This is a genomic window from Flavobacterium sp. KH_001, from assembly GCF_057840745.1.
In genome coordinates this window covers 881,870-904,073 of sequence record NZ_CM174520.1, presented here as the reverse complement: position 1 = coordinate 904,073, position 22,204 = coordinate 881,870, and the positions used below count along the sequence as shown (strand labels likewise).

The window sequence follows — 22,204 nt, the reverse complement described above, 5'->3', positions numbered from 1 at the left end:
TTCATGTTATTTCCTATAAAAGCGAGTTTTAAAATATAAGAAAAATCGTAAAATACAGAGATTTACCACATGTTTTTTAGATTTATAATCACAAAAACGCGAGTTTAGGTAAATATTTCGCAATAAAATTAAAATACTACTTAATGACTTTTCTGATAAATTTGAGGATTTTATGAGGTAATTGTTAAAGAGAAAATGCAATCTGCTTTTTAAGAAATTGAGAGACTAATTGTTTTCTAAATCTTTTACCTTGTCGTAAACCAGATTACTTTCATATCCTCTGCGCAGCATATAGTCGCAGAATTTTTTTCTTTTTTTTAAGCTGTTTTTTTCCTGAATGCCATTCCAACATCTTTCAGCAAGATTATTGAAGGTAGTTTCGTACTCATCAGCTGAAATTTCTTTAAGTGCAAGTGTAATATTTGTCGAAGAAATTTGTCTGGCTTTGAGTTCGTTTGTAATTCTAATTTTTCCCCACGACTTCATACGATGTTTTCCTCTGGCAAAGGTGCAGGCAAATCTCGTTTCATTTAAAAAATTCCCCTCAATTAGCTGAACAACAATTGAATCAATTTCATCGGTAGTCATTTTTAAGCTGTATAATTTCGAAACCACTTCGGAATGACAGCGTTCCTGATACGCGCAAAAGTGTTCTAATTTCTGTAAAGCTTCTTTTGGAGTGCAAATTGAATTCATGGGTTTTTTGTCTTTTGACTATAAAATTCAAAAGTAGTTATTAAGCTGTAAATTATTTGAATTTTCTGTGGTATAAAACGAAGGCATGTAGTTATGTAGCGTTAAGGTTTCTTCTGAATAAATGGAAAAACTTTTGATGCTATCAAAACGTCTTTTTGTTAGTCGAGAAAAGAAATGCTAAAACTTTAATTTTTTAAAGAAATATGAAAAGATCTTATTTTTACTTTTTAGAGAAAAACTCCCTTAACTCGCTTTTTTCTAATTTTAAAACGAAAAATTAAGATTTTTTTAAGAAAAAAATATGATTTTTCTTAGTTTTTAACAATCTGATTTATAAGAAATAACTTTAAAACTTGATTTTAGCGATGTATTTCATCGATTATTTCATACACTTTAACGATTATATACTTATTATAAACTGCTATTAAATAGAAACTCGCATATAAATTTATATTTGTACAGCAAAAAAGCCACAACTGCAACAACCTTAATAGATGATATTTAGTATGAAAAAAACTTTACTTTCTAATTCGTTTTATTCTTCTTCAAAACTATTTTCTTGCACAGAGGTAAATTTTTCTACTAATTACAAATTGTACTAAAGCTTTCAATACAGCCCATTGATTGTAGTGCAAAACTAGCGCAATTCATTTGCAGTCAAAAACATCAGATCGATTTTTTCAAAAACCATTATACCCCAAAACAATCTTATTTCTAAAACCTACTATATGGATAAAAAACTACTTTATTTTGTTCGTTCTTTATTTTTAAATTTTACTTTTTCTTCTGAGAGAAAGTCTCTTACTCCAAATTTAAGAATGCTTTGTTTGGGGATGTTTTTTGTTGTTAATTTCGGATTTGGCCAAGATATATGGGTCGGAGGGAATGGAAGTAACGCTGGACAAAGAACTAATTGGAATAGAAATGGAAATTGGCTTGATGGATCAGTTCCAACATCATCTGATAACGTTTTGATTCCTAATACTGTTAATAAACCGGTAATATCTTCTGCAGCAGCGAATTGTGCAAATTTAACTATAGAAGCTAATGGGAGTTTAACAGTTTCCGAGGCTTTAACAGTTGGCGGAGCAACCTCTATTTCAGGAACATTAAATATTGGGTCTGTAACGGGTACAAAACGATTTACAGGCTTGGTAACTATCAATACTGGAGGATCATGGGGTAATTCAGGAGATTCACCAGTTAATTTTAGAGGAGGGATTGCTAATAGTGCTACATTTACATCTGGAACGGGTTTACAAACTTTTGATGGTAATGCACAATCTTTGAGTGGCAATATAATAATTAATAGTTCTGCAGTTAATGGAGTGGTTTTGACCAACAATGGTGTTTTTACAGTTTCAACTGCATTGTCAGGAACTGGTACATTAACAAATGCAACAACAAGAACTCTTAATATTGGAGGCTCTTCATCAATTACAAATCTAAATAATGGGGGAACTGCAAGTGTTGGGGGAAGCGGAGCAATTAGTACAGCGGCAGCAAATTTTATTAATACGGGAACACTTAATCTTAACGGTTCGGGTACTATAACAGGTATTACTAACAACACAGGTGGTACGGTAAATTTAACTAGTTCAGGTACGATCACTACTTTTAATAATGCTACTTCTAGCAGTGTATTACAAATTACAGCCACTTCACCAAATATAACAACTCTTACAGCCACGGCAACGGGGAATATTGTTAATTATAGCGGCACAGCACAGAACATAAAAGCGACATCTTACGCAATTCTTACATTATCGAATTCAGGGACTAAAACATTTCCTTCTTCAGTGATTGCCATTTCTGGGGATCTAAACATTAACTCTGGTGTAATTGCAAATTTAAATACATTTACACATACAGCAGGAAGACTTTATTTAGGAGGAGCGACCACATCTGCAGGATCTTGGGGAAGTACAACTTCAACCGCTAATAATAAAAATGATACTTTTTTTGCTGCAACAACAGGACTAATAAATGTAAGCTCTCCATCTTGCACTGCGCCACAAATTTTTGCTATAACAGGAACAGACAATGTGGCCTATTGTAGTACTGATGCGGGAACAACAATTGGTTTAGCAGGTTCAGAATCTAATGTTAACTATCAATTATACAGAGGAACCGTTGCTGTAGGGTCACCTGTCGCAGGTACAGGTTCGGCTATTAGTTTTGGCGCATTTAATACTACAGGAAAGTATACCGTTAAAGCAATCAGAACGTCATTATGTACGGCAACAATGTCGGGCGGTCCAATCACCGTTTATAAATACAGTTCACCACCAACAATAACAGGAACAGTAACTGATGTTGGCTGTCCAACTAGTGCAACGGGAAAAATTGATATAACAAATGCTTCAAATCCTGCTTCTTTGGGTTTTGTGAGAGCTAGTACGGATGCAACTACTCAAGGAGTAAATCTTGGTCAGACAATTTTATCTAACAGAGCTGCATTTACAGTAGAGGGCTGGATTAAATTTGATAATTTGAATTATGTTACGAGAATGTCAATTTTTGGACAAAATAATGCTATTGAAATTGCCTTTGAAGATGATAATTTAAGATGTTATACTGCCGGTGGAGGTACGGTGGACATACCAAAATCAGAAATTTCTGCTGGCCTTTGGTACCATATTGCAGCTACTGGAGATGGTTCAAATTTGAGACTTTATTTGAATGGAGTACTAAGAAAAACAACGATAGCATCAACAACAAACTATGGATCTAGTGGTGATTCAGCAAAAATAGGATATGCAGTAATGGATGCTGCGGGCAATGGCTTAACAGGGGAAATTTTTAAAGTTGGTTTTTGGAGTACAGCACTTTCAGGTGCAGATATTGCTAAATTGGCAACAGGATTTGTAGATTATGATGCTTCTTTTAGCAACTTGATAGCGGGTTATAGCTTTAATGATGGTCCTTCAGCTACATCACTTACAGGAGTAGGGAGTTTAGCGCCTGTTGGAACTTTTGTTAACCTCACTACTGCTGCGTGGAAAGATCCTTATGTTTATTCATGGGTTTCTGTTCCGGCAGGATATACATCTACAGGAAAAAATTTAACAGGTTTATTGCCTGGAACATATAATGTTACAACATCGCTAAGAAGTTGTACAAGTTTTGCCTCATTTGTAGTTAATGCTACAAATACGGTTCCATCAATTACAACTCAACCAAGCTCAACAAGTACATGTGTAACAAATAATGCTTCATTTACTATTGTTGGCGCTGGGACTGGTGTAAATTATCAATGGCAATTGAGTACAGGAGGAGCTTTTGCAAATCTGATAAATAATACTGTTTATAGTAATGTGACTACGGCAACGTTGAATATTACAGGTGCTACTGCTGTTATGAGTGGTTATCAGTATCGTTGTATTGTAGGAGGCACATGTACTCCGGCGGTTACATCGACTGCAGCAGTTCTTACTGTTAATACACCATCTGTTGCACCGGCCAGCATAGGCGGAACAACAACAATCTGTAATGGAGGTTCGACAACCCTAACAGCAGTTGGTGGAACATTGGGAACAGGAGCAACTTATCAATGGGGAACAGGATCTGTAGTTGGAACAAATCCAATTTCAGGAGCCACCTCAATTTCATATGCGACAGGTGCTCTTAGTAGTAACACAACGTATTGGGTTAGAATAGAGAATACTACTTCACCATGTACTGCTAACACAGGCGGTGTTTCACAAACAGTAACGGTTAACACACCATCTGTTGCACCAACAAGCATAAGCGGAACAACAACAATCTGTAGCGGAGGTTCGACAACCTTAACAGCGGTTGGTGGAACATTGGGAACAGGAGCAACCTATCAATGGGGAACAGGATCTGTAGTTGGAACAAATCCAATTTCAGGAGCTACCTCAATTACATATGCGACAGGTACGCTTAATGCTAATGCAACCTATTGGGTAGAAATAGTCAATACTACTTCACCTTGTACTGCTACAACAGGCGGAGTTTCTCAATTGGTAACGGTAAACCAAAAATCAGCTGATCCATCATCTGCTTCAGCAGGTTCACCAACAATATGTAATGGAGTAAGCACTACTTTAACGCTTAACGGCGGTGGTGGCGGAACAGGTGCAACCATAAAATGGTACACAGGTTCTTGCGGAGGAACTGCAGTGGGTACAGGTAATGGTCTTTCAGTTAGTCCATCTGTTACCACTACATATTATGGACGCTATGAAGACGGAACTCCATGTAATAATTCAGCCTGTTCTTCAGTAACAGTAACAGTAAACACAGTAACAGTTGCACCAACCATAACAATCAAACAACCAACATGTACAGTATTAACAGGACTCATTACAGTTACATCGCCGGCAGCAGGAACAGGATATAATTATAGTATTAACGGAAGTGATTATACAAATACAACAGGAATTTTTACTGTCGCTGAAAATACTACTTATAATGTTACTACTAAAAATTCATCGGGATGTATTTCACCAGCGGAACCAGCTATAATACTTCCTTCTTCTGACAGAGTATGGAATGGTTCTATAGATACTGATTGGACAAAAGCAGGAAACTGGACACCAAATATAGTTCCGGGAAATACTGATTGCGTCGTAATACCAATAAATACTAAAAAACCTGAAATCGCAGCTGGTACAAGTGCCGATGCTTATTCTCTTACAATAGGCAGTCAAGGTTTATTAACAGTAAATTCTAAAGCAATTTTAACGGTCGTTACTGGAATAACAGTTGCATCGGATGGAAATTTAGTATTCGAAGATGATTCTAGTTTATTGCAAAAGACAGAGAATGCTGTCAACACTGGAAATATAACATACAAACGTATTACTGCGAAAGTGAGTCGTTATGACTTTACTTTTTGGTCATCGCCTGTAACGCGTACACCATTAGCATATACACTTGCTGATGTATCACCACTTACTTTGGCAGATAAGTTTTATAGTTATATTCCTGCAGTAGGATGGAAAGTTAGTTATAGAGGAGAACTGCCAATGGAGCCGGGAATGGGTTATATCATCAGGGCCCCTCAAACTTATGCAGTTGCTAAAGCACTTGCTCAAACCTATGAAGCATCATTTATTGGAAAACCAAATAATGGAACTATAGAAATAACTCCTGTAAAAGATGAAAGTATTATGGTAGGAAATCCATATCCTTCAGCTCTGAATGCTAGGGAATTTATTGAGTATAATGAGCTTGTTAGGAATGTGCAAGTAGGTTCCCTTTATTTTTGGACACACAATAGCCCTCCAAGTACTTCTACTCCGGGAGATTATAAATATAATTATACTACTTCAGATTATGCAGTGTATAATTTAACAGGTAGCACTACAGGGGCAAGTACTTTACCAAACAATGATCCGCCTTCAGGATTTATTGCAGCAGGTGCAGCTTTCTTTATGACACCCAATTCAAGTGATAAAATTGCTTTTACCAACGACATGAGGGTCGGTACTGATAATGATCAGTTTTTTAAAACTGCGAAAGCAAAGGATGAAGGGAAAAATCGACTTTGGTTAAACCTGATCAATAACCAAGGAGCTTTCAAGCAATTATTAGTTGGTTATCTTGATGGTGCAACCAATAATTTTGATTACAATTATGATGGTGAAACTCTTGATGGCAATACTTATGTCGATTTTTATAGTATTAATGATACAGATAAATTAACTATTCAGGGGCGCGCATTACCTTTTAGTGATGCTGATCTGATTCCGTTGGGATATGTAAGCAGTATAGTTGGAGATTTTACTATCTCTATAGATCACGCCGACGGACTTTTTGATAGCCAGGCTGTTTATTTAGAAGATAAAAATACTGGAAAAACGGTCGATTTGCGTGCTGCAAATTATACGTTTACAACTGCGAAAGGAACTTTTGAAGATCGTTTTGTACTTAAATATGCTGATAAAACACTTGGAACTGGTGACTTCGAAAATATTGAAAACGGACTTTTAGTTTCAGTTAAAGACAAGACTGTCAAAATTACCTCGGCCATAGAACCAATAAAAGAAGTTACTATTTTTGATATTAACGGAAAACTGCTTTACGATAAAAAGAAAGTTGGTTCAACTGAATTACAGATTTCAAATTTACAAGCAGCTAATCAGGTTTTATTAGTGAAAGTGATGTTGGAAAATGGCTTTACAACTACCAGAAAAATTATTTTTCAATAGTTAAAAATAATGATCAATTTAAGGAGAGACGTACAAATGTACGTCTCTTTTTTTTGTACTAATCAGACTTTTAAATATCACTAAAAGTGGGTATTGTCTGTTTTTGCAAAGCAGTATAAATTTCAGGCTATTCTTATAATTAATAACCCGAAATTTTAGATTGTGATTAAAAACTTAATTTTTTCGCTAGTTTTAGTTTGTCTCATTGATAAGACTAAAGTTTATGCACAGCAAGGAAAAGTAGATGTTACTTTTAATACTTATGATGATGGTTCTATTGGAGATGGCTTTGACAACACAGTACGGACCTTGTTTTTACAGCCCGATCAAAATCTAATTGTCGGCGGCGATTATTTAAATCTCAACGGAATTCCGTCTTCCTATTTAACTCGTTTGAAACCTGATGGAACTTTAGATGAAAATTTTTATATCGGAACTGGTTTCAATGGTAAAATTTATGCCTCGTATGTTCAGTCAGATGGTAAAATAATTGTAGGAGGCAGTTTTACTTCTTTTAGACGAATAAGTTCCGGACGATTAATTCGTTTAAATGCTGATGGTTCTTACGATGCTTCTTTTAATACTTCAATAGCAGCGACAACAGGAATTATTTATGAAATTTCTCCGCAACCCGACGGAAAAATTATAGTTGTTGGGAGTTTTACCAAGTATAATAATGTTACTGTAAATCGTATTGCCCGCATTCTTCCTTCGGGTGATTTAGACACCTCTTTTGGGACGGGATCAGGTTCAGCATCAAATATTACTAATGTAAGTGTTTTAGCAGATGGCAAAATTTTGCTGACGGGAAATTTTACTTCTTTTAATGGTGTTCCTGCCAATAGAATTGTTCGACTGTATTCTGATGGTCGTATTGATACAGATTTCAATAATGGAACTGGTTTCGACGACGATGTAAGTGCAATGGCTGTTCAACAAGATGGGAAAATTATCCTGGGAGGGAAATTTACAAGCTATAACGGAATTGCCGCCAACAGAATTATTCGGATTAATTATGATGGAAGTATTGATACTAGTTTTTTGTCTGGAACAGGATTTAGTGCCGGGGTAGTGCAGAAAATTAAAAGCGATGGTTCAGGCAATATTATGATCGGCGGATCTTTTACAGGCAATTATAATGGAAATGATGTCAACAGAGTTTGTATTTTGAATTCTAATGGAGTTCTTAATTCCGATCTCGATTTTGGATCAGGACCGGCTTCTGCGTCGGTTTTAGCGTTGGAGAATGACGCAGAAGGTTCTTGGTATATTGGTGGTTCGTTTTCGGTTTTTGATGGATTAAATCAGGGTAGACTTGCCAAAATTAATGCCGAAGGAGAATATGATACTGGATATTTATCAGCAGGAGTTGGTTTCGATAATTCCGTTTTAAAAGTGCTGCCTTTAGAAAACAAAAAAACAATGGTTTTTGGAAATTTTAAAAAATTCAATGGTGTTTTTGCTTCGAGAATAGCCCGACTTTTAGAAGATGGATCACTAGATACCGGTTTTAACGCATTACAAACTGGAGCCAATAATTTAATAAAAAATGCAGTTTTACAATCAGATGGAAAAATCATTTGTGGAGGGAATTTTATAAAATACAATGAAACGCTTATCAACAGGATTGTTCGAATTCTGCCAGATGGAACAGTTGATGACACCTTTAATGTTGGTACAGGTTTTAATAGTCAGATTTATGCGATGGCGATTCAATCTGATCAGAAAATACTTGTTGGAGGGAATTTTACTAAATATAACGATACGCCTTCTGCCAGATTAATTCGATTATTACCAAATGGTGCACGTGACACGAGTTTTAATATTGGCCTTGGTGCCGATGCGATTATAGAAGCTATCGTAATTCAGTCTGATCAAAAAATTTTAGTTGGTGGACATTTCTCTACTTTTAACGGACAGTCAATTTCCCGTTTGGTTCGATTAAATGCTGATGGAAGCATTGATTCTGGTTTCAATATCGGAAATGGTTTTGATAAATATATCTATTCAATCGCATTACAATCGGATGGGAAAATAATCTTGGGAGGGAATTTCCTAACTTATAATGGAACTGCACAAAAACGAATAGTTCGATTAAACGCTAATGGCAGTTTAGATTTTACTTTTCAATCCGGTTCAGGTTTCAGTAAAGGAGATGTTAGAAGTGTCTTGGTACAGCCTGACGATCGTATTTTAGTTGGAGGCACTTTTTCTGGTACGTACAAAAATATAGGGGCATTGCGATTGATTCGGTTGCTGAAGTCCGGCGATTTTGATACTTCTTTTGATGCACGTCTCAATAATAAACTCTACACAATGGGTTTTACTGCAAATCAACGATTAATGATTGGTGGTGACTTTAATTCTGTTTCGGGGATATCAAAGCATAGGTTAGCAAGATTAAAACTCTGTTTAGAGTCAACTTTTTGGAACGGATCAAATTGGTCAAATGGTTTTCCTTCAGGCGGTAAAGATATCTCTTTTCAGGAAGATTATTCTTCTATGACTGCTGCAAATGTATGCAGCTGTTCGATCGCTGAAGGTAAAGTAGTCACACTTTTAAGTGGTAATACGTTAGAAATTGAGTTTTCTTATTTGGGTCAGGGTACATTGGTTTTGGAGGATTCGGCAAATTTGTTTCAATCTGACGATGATATAATCAATACAGGAATAATCAACCTTAAAAGAAAATCTTCGCCAATACTAAAGTATGATTATACATTTTGGTCATCACCGGTTGATAATCAAAAATTAATTGATGTTTCTCCACAGACCTTAGCCGATAAATTCTATTCTTATAACTGCCTCATTGGTAATTGGACGCTGGAAAGACCGTCAAACAATATGATCCCCGGAAGAGGTTACATTATCAGAGGTCCACAGTATTTTTCTACGACGATTCCAGCTGTATATGAGGCTGTATTTAAAGGAATTCCAAACAATGGTAAAATTGAGGTTGCTTTAGGGGATAATGAGAATCTTAGTTTAGTTGGTAATCCGTATCCATCCACCTTAAGTGCAGATGTTTTTCTGAAAAAGAACGCGTCGAAAATTAAAGGAACACTTTACTTCTGGACACATAATACTCCAATTACCGCTTATGAGTATAATACCGACGATTATGCAGTCTATAATTTACTTGGAGGAGTAGGAACTCGGGGAGCTTTATCAACTGGGATTAATGAAAATATACCTGATAAAACAATTGCTTCAGGACAATCTTTTTTTGTCATTAGTAAAGATATAGGAACTGTAGAGTTTAATAATAGTATGAGATTGGTTGATAAAAGCTTTACTTTTTTTAAACCTGGTAGTAGTGGAAAAACGAATGTGGAAAATGAAATTGAGAAACATCGTATCTGGTTAAACCTAAAAAATGAAAAAGGGATTTTTAAACAGATTCTTATAGGTTATACTGAAGGGGCAACCAATTTTTATGACGCAGATTTTGATGCAGAATCTTTAGAAGGCAATCAGTTTGCGGATTTTTACAGTACCGTTGAAAAGAAAAAATTAGTTATTCAGGGCAGATCACTGCCTTTTGAAGAGACGGATTCAATTCCACTTGGTTATACAACTACTATTGAAGGAAGATTTAATATTAGTATCGATCATGCTGATGGATTGTTTTCCATTCCAAGAGATATTTTTATCGAAGATAAGGATTTAAAAATAATACATAATCTGAAGGATGAACCTTATTTTTTTAATACGACAAAAGGAACGTTTGATGATCGTTTCATACTTAGTTTTGTTAATCGAAGTTTAAAAACAGAAAATTTTGAGGCAGAAGCAGATAAAATATTGGTTGCTGTAAACAAACAAAACATTCTCATAAATAGCACTAAAAATGACATAAGAAATATTGGAATTTTTGATATTACAGGCAAGCAGATTTACGAAAAAAGCGACATTAAAAACAGCAAATTATCTATTCAAAATTTTCCTTCAAAAAATCAAATTTTATTGATTAAAATAACATTAGAAAATGAATATATTAAGACGTTTAAAATTATTTTTTAGTAGGTTTTTTCTCCTTTTGTTGGGAAAATTCCTCGACAAAAGGAACGGCATATTTTTGAAAGAAATTTTAGCTCAATTTGCTTTTGCTGACGTTTTTTTTTGTGTTAAAATTAATTTTAACATAATTTTTTTTCAAATCATCATATTTATTATTTAATAACTAAAAAAAGTGTATTTGATTTATCAGGTGACTTGCATTTTTTAAATGATGAATTACATGAAAATTTTTTTTTTATGAGAAATAACTTAAAATAATAAAACTGCCGTTTTTTGGCCGAAATATAAGGGTCTGATTTAGATTTGGTTAGATGAAAATTGTACATTGTTTAAGGCATTTTAGTGATAAAATGGGGTTGTAAAAGCAGCTCAAATAATCGATAAAATGCAAACTCAAAAAAAGCTGATTTTTTAGTGCTTTTTTTTGAAAATAATTTGCTCAAAAAATCTATTGTTAAATTTAAATATCACTTAAAATGGACAAAAAATTACTTATTATTTTTTCGATGTTATTTTGTTTTGGATTAGCAAATGGTGCCACTATCACAAGTACCGGAACAGGAAATTGGTCTAGTACAACTTCGTGGGTTGGCGGAATAATACCAACAGCAAATGATGATGTTATTATAGCTGCTGGATCAACGATAACAATTAACTCAAATGTTTCTGCAAAAACTTTAACCATAAATGGTACATTATTGGTTTCTGGTGATCGAACTGTAACAACCGCAGCAGGGAATACTCTTAGTGTAATTATTAATGGTACGCTTGGTTTTTCATCAAATCAAAGTGACATAAGATTTCCCGATGGAACTACCTTAAATATTAATAAACCTTCAGGAAAAATCGATGAGTCAGGAGGTTGCTCTAATAATGTTGCTCTATACATTGGTTCGCTGAAATTTGCAGTTTGTGTTGGAAGTGGAAATGGAAATAATGCCACTTATACTTTTGAACAACTCAATGATTTAGGAGGAACTATACAGTCTAATCCTACTAGTAATGCACCGATTTGTGAAGGTAATACTCTTGATTTCACTGCAGCAAAGCTAGGTGTCGATGGGACTGGATTAAATTGGCATTGGTCCATAAAGGCTCCTGGGGCAGGATCTTTTACAACCTACCCTGACAAACAAACAGTAGTATCTTTTTCAAATGCCGTATCAGGAATTTACGAGGCTAATCTTACTTATACAACTACTTATGGAGGATCAACTTATACTAGTTCCAAAACTATTTTTGCAACTGTTAATCCTAAACCTGCAACTCCAACAATCACTCCAAGCGGGGCAACAACATTTTGCGATGGAGATAGTGTTACTTTAACTTCCAGTACGGGTTCGGGTTATTTGTGGTCAACAGGGGCGACAACACCAAGTATCGTTGTGACAACATCAGGAAATTATTCTGTTCAGGTGACAAATGCATCTGGATGTCAAAGTTTACCATCTGCTAATACTGCAGTTACAATGAAACCTTTGTTAGCGCTGCCAAGTGTTTTTAGTAATATTAGTGCCACCTGCGCTACATTGACAGGAAGTATAGTGTTAAATAATTTACCAATGACAACACCGACAATACCGAATTGGGTTATTCATCAGACTGGTACCGTGCCACAATCGTATACTGGAGGTGGTGGTGCAGATCCGACTACATTTACAATCTCAAATTTAATTCCGGGTTTTTATAATTTTACAATTGAATTTGGAGGTTATTGTCCGGTATCAATTAATAATGTAGAAGTTAAAACCGCCGGAACTAATATATGGCAAGGTCCGATTTTAGGATGGTCCAAAGGCAGTGCACCATCAAGCACCGGAACCGAAAGTATTGAATTTGCTGCAGATTATCAATCAGCAGGGGATTTGGCAAGTTGTTCCTGCAAGATAGATGCCGGAAAAATTGTAACTATAAATGCAGGCCATACATTGTATGTGGAAAATCAGGTAGTTGTAGAGTCTGCTACCGGAGCAAAATTAATATTTGAAAATAACGCAAGTTTAGTCCAGCTTAACGATGTGATCAATACTGGAGATATTACTTATAAACGAAATACAACAGCAGTTCGTCGTTATGATTTTACATTTTGGTCATCGCCAGTTACTCGTACACCAGCTTTTATGTTAAAAGACTTGTCACCAGATACTCTGGGTGACAAATATTATAAATACCATCCAGTGAATGGTTGGGTTATTATTGGAAGGGGATTGGCAGAAATGGAAAGAGGGGTAGGATATATTATTAGAGCACCACAATACTACAGTATAACTATACCTGCTGTATATAGCGGTTCTTTTATAGGAGTTCCAAATAATGGACCAATTTCTGTTCCTTTAATTGCGGCTGAAAAATCAAATCTACTTGGGAATCCATACCCTTCGGCAATATATGCAGATGAGTTTATCTTTGATAATTCAAGTAATTTGTATGGGACCTTGTATTTCTGGACACATAACAGTCCTCCAAGTAAACTTGTTGATGGTGACGCCACTTACAATTATACCGTTGATGATTATGCAGTTTATAATTTAACAGGCAGTGTCGAAGTCGGAAATCTTATTGGCAGTGGCGCTACTACGAGCCCAAACACAACAAGTCCAAAAGGTTATATCGCAGCGGGACAATCCTTTTTTGTAACGTCAAAAACTAATCTTAGTGCAATTTTTACCAATTCAATGCGGGTTAATGGTAACAATGCTCAGTTTTTTAAAACAAAAAGTAAGTCTACTATCGAAGCGCATAAAGTATGGATCAATTTTAGTAATGTAAAAGGAGCTTTTAAACAAGTATTAATTGGGTATGTTGAGGGAGCAACTAATGCATGGGATGATAATTATGATGGTCCAACTATAGATGGTAATAAGTTTGTGGATTTTTACAGCGTAAATGAAGGTGAAAAGCTGATAGTTCAGGGACGCGCCTTGCCTTTTGAGGATACAGATTTTGTTCCTCTTGGATACAAATCGGCAATTGCAGGCGAGTTTACGATTTCTATTGATCATGCTACAGGAGTTTTAGATACACATGCTATTTATCTCGAAGATAAACTGACTAATACGCTTCATGATTTGAGAAGTAGTGATTATAAATTCACAACGGCTATAGGAACTTTTAATGATCGTTTTGTATTACGTTATGCTGGTAAAAATTTAGCAAAACAAGAATTTCAAGATTCAGAACAAGCTCTTTTGGTTTCAACAAAAGATAAAATTATCAAAGTGACATCAACGAAAGAAATAATTGATGAAATAACTATTTTTGATCTTACAGGAAAAGTTATCTACAATAAAGATAAGATTGATGTTACAGAGTTTCAGATAGCCAATATACAGTCCGGAAATCAGGTTTTATTGGTGAAAGTTTCGCTGGAAAATGACGCGACATCCACAATCAAGATCGTTTTCTAGATCATAAAATAAAAAAAGAAAAAACCCATTCCATAAAAACGGAATGGGTTTTTTTATGTCCGGGATTTATTTTTTTATCATTAATTACTACTTAAAAATGTTAAAGTGCTGTTTTTCAGGTTAAATTATTTGATGTGTTGTAAATAAAATCGTACCTTGTTGTTGTTTCCTTTCGATGAAACACATAAAAGCCCGTTATACTGCATTTTTTATTACTTCTTCGTTTAAAAACTGAATACAGATTTTAGTTTTTTACCCGCCTAAAATACAGATTGTTAATTTGAATACCCATTTACTAGCATAAGAAATTTAGATTCTCTTCGTGTGTTTTTATGTGCCTGAAGAGCTTGTTTATGATTCTATTTAAAATAGGGTATTTGAAATTTTGAAATGATTTTCATTTGAGTTTGAATCTGATTTTTTAATTGTTAAAATGCCACAGTATGAAAGAATATTTACTTCCAGTATTGATTTTTTTTAGGTTTTTAATATTATCTATTTTTAGTAGGAAGCAGAAAAGAAAAATAGTTTTGTTTACAAAACTACGGCTGGCTTCTTTCTTATGCTTTGTCTCTCTTTCTTTGTGGGCGCAACCTCCACCCCATACTTTTGGTAGTAGTGGTACTTTGGTTGTTCCTGCGGGAATTACTGAAATGACAGTTCAGGCATGGGGCGGTGGTGGTGCTGGTGGCGGTGCGTCAGGGGCTACACTTCTATCTTTAACTGGCCGTGGTGGAGCAGGCGGTGGTGGTGGTGCATATGCTACTGCTAATATTACAGTGGTGCCGGGAACAACTTTAAGTGTGATTGTCGCGGGCCAGGTCGCAGGAGCAACTACTGGCATTGGAGCAACTGGGGGAACTTCGACTATTACAGGTTTTGAAAATATTATAAAAGCAGTTGGAGGATCTGGTGGCGGAGCAAATACTACCGGCGCAATTCCCACAGGTGGCGCAGGTGGCTTGGCCTCAGCTTCATTTGGAACTACAACAGTTAATGGTAGTCCCGGTCTAATTGGAGCTACGGCAGCACTGTCATTAGGGCTTAACTCGGGAGCCGGAGGGAAAGGTGGTATTCCCGGTGGAGGAGATGGAGGAGCGGCCGTTGCTGGTACTCTTGAAAATCATGCCGGGTATGTTGGTATTGCTCCCGGAGGTGGTGGTAGTGGAGGAGTTCAATCTCTCTCTACTGCTGCTCAATTAGGCGGAGCCGGAGCTGCTGGTCAGGTCATTGTTGCTTATACTTGTCCATCCTATGGTATTTCAGGAGTTTCAGCTTCAGGTGTTTGTACGACAGCTGGAACCTCAACAATAACCCTGACAGGAAGTGCAGCATCTTTACCAGTTGGTGTTTATACCGTAAACTATAATCTCACGAATCCAGCTCAAAGTTTAACTATTACAATGACCGTTACAACGGCAGGTCTGGGTACTTTTGTGCTATCGGGTCTTACTGCTGTTGGTACAAGAGATATCACAATTACAAAATTAACCTCTGGAGCTTGTTTTGCCAATATAAATTCTGCTAATGTGGCCAGTATTATCACTTCCGCGGTTACAAGTGGTGGAACAATAAGTGGTGCAGCAGCCGTTTGCAACGGTTCGACTAGTGGTACACTTTCATTGATTGGAAGTACTGGTTCTGTTTTGAATTGGGAATCCTCAGTGAGTCCATTTACTACATGGGTTCCTATAACAAATACAACATTAACAAGTTATGTTTCGGGGGCATTAACAGAAACTACACGATTTAGAGCAGTCGTGCAAAGTGGAGCTTGTGCTGTTGTGCGTTCCAGTGAAGCAATTGTAGTTGTTAATCCATTACCACAGGGAAGCTTAACGGGCAATGGGCCATTTTGTGCCGGTGGATCGCCACAGTTACTCTTTACCTCCACATCAGGTGTGGGACCCTATACCATAGTGTATAAAGAAAATGGAGGAGCAGACCGCACGGTGACAAACATAACCAGTGGGATAGCTTTTGCTGCTTTTACATCGCCAGTAAACAACTCCGTAAATTATACGCTGGTTTCTGTAACAGATGCTAATAACTGTACAAGGAATACAGGGTTTACAGTTTCTGCTGCAACTATAACGGTTAATGCACGATCATCAACGCCAATAGTAGGGACTGTTATTCAGCCTACCTGTGTTATTTCAACAGGAAGCCTGCCTTTAAGCGGATTGATCGCAGGGTCATGGACACTTATTCAAACAGGAACAGTTAATAAAATTTACTATGGTACAGGAACTAGTTTTACAGTTCCTGATTTGGTGCCAGGAAACTATATTTTTACAATACAGGACATTACAGGTTGTCCTTCATTGGCTACTTCCAATGTTACTATTCTAGCTCCTGTTACCAATATCTGGGACGGGGATAGCTGGTCTGAGGGAAGCCCGCCAACAAATGATAATGACATTGTGATATTCTCCGGAGATTATCAAATCAACCAGGATTTAAATGGATGTTCCTGCATTATAAGTTCAGGTGCAAATGTTGTGGTTAATTCTGATCATACTTTAACAATTGTAAATTCTGTAAATAATAATGGTGGAACATTAACATTCGAAAATAATGCAAGTTTATTACAAACGAATGAGGCTGTTAACACTGGGAATATTATTTATAAACGATATACAGCACCTGTACGACGCTATGATTTTACTTTTTGGTCATCACCTATTAAAGAAAGTACTTCTTTTAAATTACATGATTTATCGCCCGATACGCTAGGGGATAAATATTATAAATACGATCCGGTAATAGGCTGGATTGTAATTTACAGAGGTGATGAAGCTATGGAAGCAGGAAGAGGTTATATCATAAGAGCACCGCAAAATTATGACATAAGTGAGCCATCCGTTTTTAATGGAAGATTTATCGGAATTCCTAATAATGGTACGATTCCTATACCGTTGGCCGCTGCTGAAAAATCATATTTACTGGGAAATCCTTACCCTTCGGCAATATATGCAGATCGGTTTATAGCTGATAATGCGGCTAATTTATATGGTACCTTATATTTTTGGACGCATAATAGCCCTCCAAGTGATGATGTTGATGGAGATGCAAAATATAATTACACGCTCGATGATTATGCTATTTATAATTTAACAGGCAGCACTACTGTTGGTGATATGGAAGGAGATGGGGCCGATACACCTGGTTATCAGGACCCACCATATGGCTATATTGCCGCAGGGCAGTCCTTTTTTGTGACATCAAAAACAGCATTAAATGCAGTGTTTACGAATTCAATGCGTGTCCCGGGTAATAATAGCCAGTTTTTTAAAAATAATGCTGTCCGAAAAGTAAATGATACCGGTCACAGAGTTTGGCTCAATCTTACTAATACGCAGGGAGCTTTTAAGCAATTATTAATTGGCTATGTGGAAGGAGCAACCAATTCATGGGATAATAATTATGACGGACTTACAATGGACGGCAATAAATATTTAGACTTTTACAGTATTAACGAACTGATGAAATTAGTAATTCAGGGGCGTAGCCTTCCTTTTCTCGAAACTGATGTTGTTCCGTTGGGTTATAGATCAATAATCGTGGGTGAATTTACGATCTCTATTGATCATGCCAATGGTGATTTGAGTACCCATGATATTTATTTAGAAGATAAATTAGCTAAAAGTGTACATAATTTAAAAACTAGTAATTATAATTTTAGCACTACCATCGGAACTTTTGATGACCGTTTTGTATTACATTATGTCAATAAATCTTTGGGCACAGAGGATATTGTGGGCACTGAACAAACCGTTGTGATTTCTGTAAAAGATAAAATTATCAAAGTGAATTCAGCGAAGGAAAATATCAAAGAGGTTTCTGTCTTTGATGTTACCGGAAAGCTTCTTTATAATAAAACAAAAATTAATGCAACAGAATTGCAAATGGCTAATTTGCAATCAACAAATCAGGTTTTACTAGTAAAAACGACATTAGAAAATGGATATAGTACTTTGAAGAAAGTGGTTTTTTAATAGTAATTCAGTAAATAAAAAAGCGGTTGAAATTTCAGTTTTAACCGCTTTTCTAATTCTATTAAGCAGATTTTGCTAAATTCTCATGGGTATTCTCAATAGCCTTTTGATTTTTATAATCAATCCATTTTTGGCCTTTAAATTTCCGCATCATAATATCAAAATGACGCATGATGAAAACATTGTAGGCGGCCTTGGATAAATTGGTAATGTTTTTTGGAAACGCTCGTAAACTCATAGAAAATCCCGGAGTTAAATATTTCATATAATGCCAATATCCTTCCGGCATGTATAACATTTCACCATGTTTCAGATTGGTTATATAACCTTCCGCATTTTTTAAGGCCGGAAATTTTTCATAATCAGGATTATCAAAATCAATATCTTCTCTTGAAATCAATGCATGAGGTACTTTATACATATATTTTGACTGATCAGGAGGAAAGATCATACATTGTTTTTCTCCATGAAAATGAAAATGCAGAATATTGGAATAATCAATATCAAAATGCATAAAGACTCTTGAATTTTCTCCGCCAAAAAACAACATCGGCATTTGCTTTACAAGCTTTAGTCCAATATCGGGCCATAAAAAGTCATTTTTTAGCACTGGGACTTCCTTCATTAGATTATAAAGAAAAATACGATAGTTAGTGGGTTTGGATTGTAAAAGAGTGATATAATCGCTCATTTTCATTTTAGTATGTGCCTCGTTAAAGCCATCTTCGTGATTTACAGGTCTGTCATCGTATAAAGGAACGGTAACATCACCGGCTATTTCGTTGATATAGGATAATTTCCATTTGTGGTAAGCTGGCCAGTCTTCGGTCAGTTCTTCAATAACAACGGGAATTTGTTTTTTGACATATTGGGAAATAAAATCAGATTTTGAGATTTTTTTTACCCTTTCGATTTGTTTTAACTTCATCTTTGATAAATAAAAAAATTGCTTCTGACACTAAGTCAAGAAGCAATTTAAAAATATTTATTGAGATTTATTAACTCTTTTGCTTAAATTTTTGATTTGATCGAAGCCTCCAGATTTCTTTCAATTGTATGTCCTGGTCTGGACCATTTTGGTTTTTCGCCTAATGGAGCGAACTGAGAATCTTCTGCTTCAACTGTCTGAGGCTGTGAAACTTTAACAAATGGTTTTTGTGGAATCAATCCTAACATCTCAAACATTTTCATGTCTTCGTGTACATCCGGATTTGGAGTTGTAAGCAATTTATCTCCTGCAAAAATAGAATTGGCACCTGCAAAGAAACATATGGCCTGTCCTTCACGACTCATGTTCGTTCTTCCTGCAGATAAACGTACCTGTGTATCCGGCATAACAATTCTGGTAGTGGCTACCATACGAATCATTTCCCAGATTTCAACTGGTTTTTCTTCTTCCATCGGAGTTCCTTCAACAGCAACCAAGGCATTAATCGGCACTGATTCTGGTTGTGGATTTAAAGTAGAAAGGGCAACAAGCATTCCTGCTCTGTCCTCAACACTTTCTCCCATTCCAATGATTCCTCCACTACAAACCGTAACATTCGTTTTACGAACATTTTCGATAGTTTGCAAACGGTCTTCGAAGCCACGAGTAGAAATTACATCTTTATAATATTCTTCAGACGTATCTAAATTGTGATTGTAAGCATATAAACCTGCTTCTGCCAAACGTTGAGCCTGGTTTTCAGTAATCATACCCAATGTACAACAAACTTCCATGTCAAGTTTATTGATAGTTCGCACCATTTCTAAAACCTGATCAAATTCTTCACCATCTTTTACGTTTCTCCAGGCAGCTCCCATACAAACACGAGAAGATCCGCTTGATTTAGCACGCAAAGCCTGAGCTTTTACCTGACTAACGCTCATTAAGTCATTTCCTTCAACACCAGTGTTGTAACGTGCGGCTTGTGGGCAATAACCGCAATCTTCAGGACAGCCTCCGGTTTTAATAGATAGTAAAGTTGATACCTGAACTACGTTCGGATCGTGTTTTGTTCTATGAATTGTGGCTGCCTCATAAAGCAGGTCCATCATAGGTTTGTTATATATGGCGATTATTTCGTCTTTTGTCCAATTGTGTTTTGTAATGCTCATCGATGCAATTTTTTGATGCTTCAAAAGTAGTTAAATTGTTCTAATCAACCAATGTGTATTTCTGTAAATGAATATTTGACAGGTATTTTCAAAAAAGAAACACTCTAAAATCATAGAATTATACTTTTTCATGATTTTAGAGTGCTTAAATTAGAGATTTATTTAAAAAAAATTAATCAGCTGCATATTTGTTATTCCAATATAACATCATCATCAAGGTCACAATTACGGAGGATGCAATTCCTTCAAAAAGCAAACAGATGCAATAAGTTGGTACAGAAGGATTTCCTCCAAACATAAATGTTTCTGATAAGCCTTGCACATAAGCGTCTCCTCCTCTTGCATAACTGTAAACTAATAATCCGAAGACACTCATGCATACACCAACCACAGAGGTTGTCATCGCTGATACAGCATTAGATACAAAGTTGGTTTCACCCTCGCGAAGATTCATTTGCATGGTTCTGTTTACGCCATAAAATATAAAGAATACATTTAGTGTACGCAGATAAAACAAGTCTGCAAGTCCTAATAGATTCATCAATAAAAAATAAATTCCTATTCCGAGGAAAATCAAAAAACCGTTGGTAATTTCTTTAGGTAAATTCATAGTGGTTATTTTTAAAGAAGTTAATAGCAAATGATTGACAAACAGAGTTGTATATCAAATTTACTAAAAAAATAACTACGATGATTTAAATTTGGTGAAAAGTATGTTTGAAAGCTTTCTAAAGCTGAGAAACAAAAGCTAAAGCATCAATTTTATCTTGATTTAATTGCGCTTTTAGCAAATCAACTGAGCCAAATTTTTGTTCGTCACGAAGATAGTGTAGTAATGAAACTTCGATTTTTTCGCCGTAAATGTCAGCATCAAAATCAAAAAGATGCACTTCGATTGTTTGTTTTTCACCGTTTACCGTCGGATTAAAACCAATATTCATCATTCCGAAAACTTCTTTTTGACCAATTAAGGCTTTGGCCACATAAACACCATTCTTCGGAATTAATTTATAATCTTCCTCAATTTGAATGTTGGCTGTTGGGAAACCAATAGTTCGTCCTAATTGTTTTCCTTTTACAACTTCACCGGTTAAAAAATAATTATAACCCAAATAATCGTTTGCCAATTTCATATTTCCTTCATTTAAGGCTTTTCTGATTTTGGTAGAACTAACTGAAACATCCTGGATTTCCTGTGCTGAAATTTGCTCGACTTCAAAACCATATTCAGCTCCAAAAGCAATAAGGTCATCAATGTTGGCTGTTCTGTTTCTTCCAAAACGATGATCATGGCCAATAATTATTTTTTGAATGTGAAATTGATCGACTAAAATAGAATGCACAAATTCTTCGGCAGTTAATCTTGAAAAACTCTCATTAAAAGGATGAATTACTAAATTTTCGATTCCTGTTTGTTCTAGAAGTTTTGATTTTTCAGAAATTGTATTTAAAAGTCTTATTTCTGATTTCTCTTGTAACACCATTCTGGGATGCGGAAAAAATGTAAGAACCAGACTCTCGTATTTTCCGTTTTCAGTGTTTTGAGTGATTCGTTCCAATATTTTTTTATGACCAATATGCACACCGTCAAAGGTGCCAAGAGTTAAAATAGTTTTCTTGGTCGAATGGAAATCGTTTATAGAATGAAAGAGCTTCAAAACAAATAATTTAAGATGGTGCAAATTTATACTATCTATTTGAAATTTTACACTACCCACAATTGATTTTTTGAAGAGATTTGGCTTCTTTTTGTGAATAATGGTTAACTGGTCGACTAAAAAGGATTAAATGTCTTTTATATGTA

General features: G+C 35.7%; 9 protein-coding genes. 4 read left to right on the top strand and 5 right to left on the bottom strand.

What is annotated here, in order from left to right; translation table 11 throughout:
- Nucleotides 1–225 precede the first annotated feature (225 nt).
- Nucleotides 226–696 carry a regulatory protein RecX gene (locus AC3ITQ_RS04105; RefSeq protein WP_489236929.1) on the bottom strand — a complete coding sequence of 157 codons (471 nt, stop codon included), beginning with the start codon at nt 694–696 and terminating at the stop codon, nt 226–228.
- Between the two features lie 728 nt (nt 697–1,424).
- Here AC3ITQ_RS04105 and AC3ITQ_RS04100 point away from each other — a divergent pair.
- The 4 genes from AC3ITQ_RS04100 (at nt 1,425) to AC3ITQ_RS04085 (ending at nt 18,300) form a co-directional block, all read left to right on the top strand.
- Entirely contained in the window at nt 1,425–6,875 is a 5,451-nt protein-coding gene (locus AC3ITQ_RS04100; protein ID WP_489236928.1) for a DUF8693 domain-containing protein, read from the top strand.
- A gap of 162 nt (nt 6,876–7,037) precedes the next feature.
- Entirely contained in the window at nt 7,038–10,898 is a 3,861-nt protein-coding gene (locus AC3ITQ_RS04095) for a DUF8693 domain-containing protein (RefSeq protein WP_489236927.1), read from the top strand.
- Nucleotides 10,899–11,371: 473 nt separating this feature from the next.
- Nucleotides 11,372–14,302: a DUF8693 domain-containing protein gene (locus tag AC3ITQ_RS04090; RefSeq protein ID WP_489236926.1), complete on the top strand. Its 2,931-nt coding sequence runs from the start codon at nt 11,372–11,374 to the stop codon at nt 14,300–14,302.
- 443 nt (nt 14,303–14,745) lie between these two features.
- Nucleotides 14,746–18,300 carry a DUF8693 domain-containing protein gene (locus AC3ITQ_RS04085; protein WP_489236925.1) on the top strand — a complete coding sequence of 1,185 codons (3,555 nt, stop codon included), beginning with the start codon at nt 14,746–14,748 and terminating at the stop codon, nt 18,298–18,300.
- A 61-nt stretch (nt 18,301–18,361) separates the two neighbouring features.
- On the opposite strand, the gene AC3ITQ_RS04080 is transcribed toward AC3ITQ_RS04085, so the two are convergent.
- From AC3ITQ_RS04080 to AC3ITQ_RS04065, 4 genes are all read right to left on the bottom strand, one after another.
- On the bottom strand, nt 18,362–19,228 hold the full coding sequence (locus AC3ITQ_RS04080; protein ID WP_489236924.1) for a cupin-like domain-containing protein: 867 nt from the start codon (nt 19,226–19,228) through the stop codon (nt 18,362–18,364).
- Between the two features lie 83 nt (nt 19,229–19,311).
- Nucleotides 19,312–20,400 carry a biotin synthase BioB gene (gene bioB / locus AC3ITQ_RS04075; protein ID WP_489236923.1) on the bottom strand — a complete coding sequence of 363 codons (1,089 nt, stop codon included), beginning with the start codon at nt 20,398–20,400 and terminating at the stop codon, nt 19,312–19,314.
- A 172-nt stretch (nt 20,401–20,572) separates the two neighbouring features.
- Nucleotides 20,573–21,010 carry a hypothetical protein gene (locus AC3ITQ_RS04070; protein WP_375031104.1) on the bottom strand — a complete coding sequence of 146 codons (438 nt, stop codon included), beginning with the start codon at nt 21,008–21,010 and terminating at the stop codon, nt 20,573–20,575.
- A 118-nt stretch (nt 21,011–21,128) separates the two neighbouring features.
- Entirely contained in the window at nt 21,129–22,058 is a 930-nt protein-coding gene (locus AC3ITQ_RS04065) for a bifunctional riboflavin kinase/FAD synthetase (RefSeq protein ID WP_489236922.1), read from the bottom strand.
- Nucleotides 22,059–22,204 lie beyond the last annotated feature (146 nt).

Bases quoted from the DNA above. Each gene is read 5' to 3' on its own strand.
- AC3ITQ_RS04085 (WP_489236925.1), top strand. From the start codon at position 14,746: ATGAAAGAATATTTACTTCCAGTATTGATTTTTTTTAGGTTTTTAATA.
- bioB (WP_489236923.1), bottom strand. From the start codon at position 20,400: ATGAGCATTACAAAACACAATTGGACAAAAGACGAAATAATCGCCATA.
- AC3ITQ_RS04070 (WP_375031104.1), bottom strand. From the start codon at position 21,010: ATGAATTTACCTAAAGAAATTACCAACGGTTTTTTGATTTTCCTCGGA.
- AC3ITQ_RS04100 (WP_489236928.1), top strand. From the start codon at position 1,425: ATGGATAAAAAACTACTTTATTTTGTTCGTTCTTTATTTTTAAATTTT.
- AC3ITQ_RS04090 (WP_489236926.1), top strand. From the start codon at position 11,372: ATGGACAAAAAATTACTTATTATTTTTTCGATGTTATTTTGTTTTGGA.
- AC3ITQ_RS04080 (WP_489236924.1), bottom strand. From the start codon at position 19,228: ATGAAGTTAAAACAAATCGAAAGGGTAAAAAAAATCTCAAAATCTGAT.
- AC3ITQ_RS04105 (WP_489236929.1), bottom strand. From the start codon at position 696: ATGAATTCAATTTGCACTCCAAAAGAAGCTTTACAGAAATTAGAACAC.